The 519-nt window shown below is 46.6% G+C and carries 1 protein-coding gene; it reads left to right on the top strand.

The features are described 5' to 3' along the window. Positions 1-135 precede the first annotated feature (135 nt). On the top strand, positions 136-519 hold a 384-nt coding region (locus NRB16_RS29290; protein ID WP_257107624.1), incomplete at its 3' end, for a hypothetical protein.

The raw sequence follows: 519 nt of genomic DNA, 5'->3' as shown, positions 1-519 counted from the left end.
GTTTGATCGAAAGGATTTCCAAACCTGGTGCTCTGCACAAAATGGTGTCAACAATTGATTTGCAGCTATAGCGCGGCAGCGTTCTATTTTCGCATCTGCCATGTGATCAAGCCCGAAAAAGCAGGACGTTAAGTCATGAATGCCTACGTGCGATTTTTCATGTGTTTGCTCGTTCACACTCTAGGATGTGTCGCGTATGCATTTTTGAATTACGCGGTTGTGACGGCGTACAAGGATTTGAACGGCGGTTTCACCTCTCATGGTGTTGGGATTGGCATGGCCAGTTACGCGCTCTTTTATATTTTTCTGGCCGTCAATTTAATCGTTCCTGTGATACCGAGCCTCATCGCCAAGCTACTGATTCTTTGCCTGATGGTGGGCTTTATCCTGCTTTGGATGCTTCCAGACAATCCTTTGAGGGCTTTGTTTTATAGCGTAGCTCAGGGGTGTGTAACCCTTTTGGGGATTCTCGTGACTCAAGTCATCGAACTGCGTTGGGTTTTGAGATCTACCTCTGAA

Origin of the sequence: Pseudomonas sp. LJDD11, from assembly GCF_024584215.1 — a bacterium.
Classification (GTDB): domain Bacteria; phylum Pseudomonadota; class Gammaproteobacteria; order Pseudomonadales; family Pseudomonadaceae; genus Aquipseudomonas.
Note: the sequence above shows the minus strand (reverse complement) of the source record. Positions and strands in the feature narration are given on the sequence as shown.